This window comes from uncultured Campylobacter sp. (assembly GCF_938030815.1).
Classification (GTDB): Bacteria; Campylobacterota; Campylobacteria; order Campylobacterales; family Campylobacteraceae; genus Campylobacter_B.
Window position 1 is genome coordinate 1 of record NZ_CALHII010000075.1, and the last position, 5,129, is coordinate 5,129.

Sequence of the window (5,129 nt, forward strand, 5' to 3'; positions counted from 1 at the left end):
GTCGAAATTAAAAGGAATTTGCGTAAATTCTACGCCGTTATCCTTTAGAATTTGCGCTCTAGTAGGCGAACTGGAAGCTAAATAGATCATCAAAACTCGCCCACCGTCACGCCTAGATAAACGCAAATCAGCGTGACTACGATATTTAGCGGGATGAAATATTTAACGACGATGATTAAATGCTCATTCGCCTCAAGCTCATCTCCCGCATCCAAAGCTCGCTTCAAAGATAAAATTTTATAATGCATGTAGATAAAATTTAGTAGTATAAAGCCGGCGCCGGCCCACAGCGTGGCAATCGCGCCTTTTACCATAGGATCTGAAAATTTAAAACCTCCGCCGTCCGCAAGAAAAAATCCACTTACGCAAACGATCACCAAAAATAGCGCAAAGAACTGCTCATAGCGTTTCATATATCGCAAAATTTCTGCAAATTTTACATCCTTCGCATCTGCTTGGCTTTTACTGCTTAAATTCATAAAAATCCGCGCGATCAAAAATACGCAGATCTGTGCGCAGACCAAAAAAATCACGCTTAAAATGTGAATCAGCGGCAAAATTTGCGAGGCTTTGATAAAGCCGGTATCGATTTCGTTCAAATCTTACCTTTTGCGTAAGAGATCGCCTCTTTGATCGCTTCTTCTATTTTTAGCACGTCCTTGCCGCCTGCAGTCGCAAAATCATCGCGTCCGCCGCCACCGCCGCCTAAAATTTGCGCCGCTAGCTTAACCCACTCGCCCGCTTTAATAGGCGCGTTTTTAACGCCTGCCGCGATTGAAATTTTGCCGTCCGAGCCCACTTGCATCAGCATTATCGCCGCCTTTTCGTGGCTATTTTTAAACTCATCTATCATAGTTTTTATATCACCGCTTTCGACCGAGGCTACGCAAAGTTTGGTATCACCGACATTTAGAAAAGCCAGTGCATGAGAACTGCTTGCATGCTTGATCTGATCTTTTAGCGATCTGATCTCATCTTTTAATTTCTCAATCGCGCGGAGAGGCTCAATCCCTTTTAGCTCCGCAGAAATTTCAGCAAGCTTAGCGCGATTTTGAAGCGCTAAATTTAAAGCCGCGCGCGAACAAACTGCCTCGATACGCCTAACACCCGCACTTACGCCGCTTTCTTTAACTATAAAAAACGGTCCTATCTCGCTTAAATTACGCACGTGAATTCCGCCGCAAAGCTCCTTACTAATCTCTCCGAAGCTCACGACGCGCACTTTTGAGCCATATTTTTCGCCAAAAAGCGCAATCGCGCCGCTGTTTTTAGCGTCATCTATATCCATAATCTCAGTTTTTGCCGCACAGCCCTTGCAAACGGCGTTATTTACAAATTCCTCGATTTTAGCTAACTCCTCGCCGCTAAGTGCCTTAGGATGCGAGAAGTCAAATCTTAAGCGGTCCGCTTCGACCAAGCTTCCTGCTTGAGCGATATGAGCCCCTAGCACCGCACGAAGCGCCGCGTGTAAAAGGTGCGTCGCGCTGTGATGGCGTGCAATCTGCTCACGCTCCTCAGAAACCTTGAGCCCGACGATATCACCAATTTTTAGGTTACGATTAAGGCGCAAGTGGGATAAATTTAGCCCATAAAATTTCTGCGTATCAAACACATCGGCTATGGACTCCACTTCGCCGCTATCGCCCGTTTGACCGCCGCTTTGTGCATAAAACGGAGTGACATCAAACATCGCCCAGCCGATATCACCGGCTTTGAGCTCATCCACTTCCGCAAAATCCTCGTTAAGTAGCGCTAAAACCTTGCTCGTGCGGCTAAGCTCTTCGTAACCGCTAAATTTATTCTCGCCGAATTTCTCTAGCAGCGCCTTGAAATCGCCACGAACGTTTTTATCGCCGCTACCCTTCCATGCGGCTTTAGCTATCTGCCTTTGCTCGCTCATAAGCGCGTCAAATTTAGCCTCATCCACGCGCAAATTTTTCTCGCGCAGCATATCGGCGGTCAGATCGAGCGGAAAGCCGTAGGTATCATATAACTTAAACGCGACCTCGCCACTAAAAATTTCTTTAGTACGCGCAAGCTCCTCGTTAAAAAGCTCGATGCCGTTTGCCAAAGTAGCGAAAAACCGCTCCTCTTCGAGTTTGATCTGCTCCTTTACGGCTTGCTTTTTCTCGTTCAGATAGGCATAGTGCCCGCCCATCAGCTCGCATACTTTATCCACGAGGCGGTACATAAACGGCTCTTTGATGCCGAGCAAATAGCCGTGGCGAACGGCGCGACGCAGAATTCTACGCAAAACATATCCCCTACCCTCGCGGTTAAAATTTGTTCCCTGCGCTAGCAAAAACGTAACCGAGCGGATATGATCGGCGATGACGCGATAGCTCGCGCCGCTTTCATAAACGTAAGGTTTGCCGCAAAGCTTTGCAACCTCATCAATTAGCGGCATAAAAAGCGAGCTGTCGTAGTTGCTAAACTTGCCTTCTTTAATCGCCGTGACGCGCTCAAGGCCCATGCCCGTGTCGATGCTAGGCTTTGGAAGCGGGCTAAGCTTGCCGTCTTTGCTGCGCTCGTACTGCATGAAAACTAAATTCCAAATCTCTAAAAAGCGGTCGCCGTCGCCGCCCATATAATCCTCGGATGAGTGAAAATGCTCCTCACCCTGATCATAAAAAATTTCGCTGCACGGCCCGCACGGTCCGGTATCGCCCATCGCCCAAAAGTTATCGTGATCGCCGAAGCGATATATGCGCTCCTGCGCTATGTGGCGCGCCCAGAACCCGAACGCTTCGTCGTCCTTTTCGTGCACAGTGACGTAGAGTTTGTCTTTAGGAAGCTTTAAAATTTCAGTGATAAACTCCCACGCATAGGCGATCGCTTGCTCTTTAAAATACTCGCCGAAGCTGAAATTGCCAAGCATCTCAAAAAACGTATGGTGGCGCGCGGTATAGCCGACGTTGTCTAGGTCGTTGTGTTTGCCGCCGGCGCGGATGCAGGTCTGACAGCTCGTGCGGATAGGCGGGATCGGGCGCGGAACGGCTCCTGTAAATATACTTTTAAACGGCACCATGCCCGCGTTTGTAAACAGCAAGCTATCATCATCTGGCACCAGCGGCGCACTAGGGATGATCTGATGCCCCTTGCTCGCAAAGAAATTTAAATATTCGCTTCTAATATCCATGATTTGTCCTATTTTAAGTTAAATTTTAAAGGCGCATTTTAGCTAAATTAGATTTTAAAAATTATAAATTTTAACCATTCTTAGTTATAATGGCGCGAAAGATTAAATTTAGGGCATGGCGATGAAAAAAAAGATAGCGATCATAGGTATGGACGAGCTTGGTCAAAAGCACTTCAGCGAGCTAAGGAGGAGCGATTATTTCGAGCTTGTAGCGCTTTATCATAAGGGCAGCAGTGAAAATTTCGGCCCGCGCTATCCGATCTTTGATAATCTAACCGATCTTTTTAACGTCGCTAAGCCCGACGCCGTAGTCATCACGGCTCCCCCGCCATCGCATAAAGAGCTGATTTTAAAATGCCTGCCGTTTACCAAAAATATCTTTGTAGAATCTCCGCTCGCACAAAGCCTAGCCGAAGCCAGAGAGATAAACTACGCAGTCACCACTAACGGCACGCGCCTAGCCGTAGGCTACTCCGACCGCTACAATCCTGTCATCGTATCCTTGCTACGCGAGCTTGCCAAGGGGGATAAAATTTTTTCGATGAGCTTTGTAAGCGGTTTTGCAAACGATGATAGAGCAGATATCGTCGCCAATGCCCTTTTTAGAGATATCGATCTTGTGCGGTTGCTTTCTCACAGCGAGATCGCCTGCATAGAACTTAGCAAAAATATCTCTAAAGAGCGCACTCTAGCCGCATGCGCGACACTTCACACAAAAAGCGGCTGCTATTGCACGCTAATGCAGTCCAATCTCTATCCGATCAGGCGCCACGGTATCGAGATTTGCACCGACAGCGGCGTATATTTCGGCGATCTAATCTCAATAACTCTTTTTAAAATTACGCCTGACGGGCGCGTAAATCTGCGCGTCGATCGCGACGACTTTTCGCTACGCCGCGAACACGAAGCGTTTTGCGCGATGTGCGACAGCAGTACTAATGCAGGTCTTGCAAGCGTAGAGGACGCGATAAAAATCAGAGAAATCATCTCATGAAAAAAGCCCTAATTTTACTCAACATGGGCGGTCCGAACAATCTGAGCGAGGTTGAAGTTTTTTTAAAAAATATGTTTAACGACCCCTTTATTTTGGGCGTTAAGAGTGATTTTTGGCGCAGCGTTTTGGCCTCTCTCATCGTAAAAAGCAGAACCGCATCGGCGCGCAGCAACTACGAAAAATTGGGCGGGCGCTCGCCGATATGCTCCATCACCGAAGCGCTTTGCGAGCGGGTAAATGAACTAGCGCGAGCAAAATTAGGCGCGGGGTTAAAATTTGAAGGCGCAGCGGATGCGGGCGCCGCGAATGAGCCACAACAAGAGATTTCATTGCAGAGCAAGCCGCCGCAAGACGCCCCGACGCATGGCGAGCCGCTACAAAATGAAGCGCCGAAGGATGAAAAACCGATAGATGAGCTAATTTGCGATTATGCGATGAATTACACGCCGCCATTTGCGGAGGATGTGTTTAAAAAATACGTGGATTTTGACGAGATAATTTTGATGCCTTTGTATCCGCACTTCTCGAAAACTACGGTGCAATCGAGCCTGTGCTCTGCCGAAGCGGCGCTTAAACGGCTCGGTATAAAAAATTATAAAACCATTGATATTTTCTACGACAACGCCGCTTACAACGAAATTTTACTAAATTTAATCGCAAGCTGCGTCGCGAAATTTAGCGCGGATGAAATTTCGCAAATTTCGCTCATATTTTCTGCGCATTCGCTGCCGGTAAAAATGATCACCGCGGGTGATCCTTACGAGGCGCAGGTAGAGGAGCACGTGGAAATTTTAAAAGATCTGCTGGCTGCGCGCGGGATTAAATTTAAAGAGATTATCTTGGCGTATCAATCGCGCCTTGGCCCCGTGAAGTGGCTAGAGCCCAATATCGCGGACGTCTTGCGGGATCTGCAGGGCAAAAAAGCGCTCATATTTCCGATCGCGTTTTGCGTGGATAACTCCGAGACCGATTTTGAGCTGGATATTTTTTATCGGG

General features: G+C 47.6%; 4 protein-coding genes. 2 read left to right on the top strand and 2 right to left on the bottom strand.

Features of this window, described 5'->3' with window-relative positions; translation table 11 throughout:
- Positions 1-89: 89 nt before the first annotated feature.
- Together Q0277_RS02755 and alaS are read right to left on the bottom strand one after the other, a co-directional pair.
- Positions 90-599 (bottom strand): hypothetical protein, encoded by a 510-nt coding sequence (locus Q0277_RS02755; RefSeq protein ID WP_297995342.1) that lies wholly within the window; start codon positions 597-599, stop codon positions 90-92.
- Positions 596-3,139: an alanine--tRNA ligase gene (gene alaS, locus Q0277_RS02760; RefSeq protein ID WP_297995345.1), complete on the bottom strand. Its 2,544-nt coding sequence runs from the start codon at positions 3,137-3,139 to the stop codon at positions 596-598. Before alaS ends, Q0277_RS02755 begins: the two co-directional genes overlap by 4 nt.
- Positions 3,140-3,260: 121 nt before the next feature.
- On the opposite strand from alaS, the gene Q0277_RS02765 reads away from it, so the two are divergent.
- Positions 3,261-4,133, top strand: coding sequence for a Gfo/Idh/MocA family oxidoreductase (locus tag Q0277_RS02765; RefSeq protein ID WP_291936661.1), 873 nt, complete (start codon positions 3,261-3,263; stop codon positions 4,131-4,133).
- Positions 4,130-5,129: ferrochelatase (gene hemH, locus Q0277_RS02770; protein ID WP_297995346.1), on the top strand; the 1,000-nt coding region annotated here is incomplete at its 3' end. The genes Q0277_RS02765 and hemH, both read left to right, overlap by 4 nt.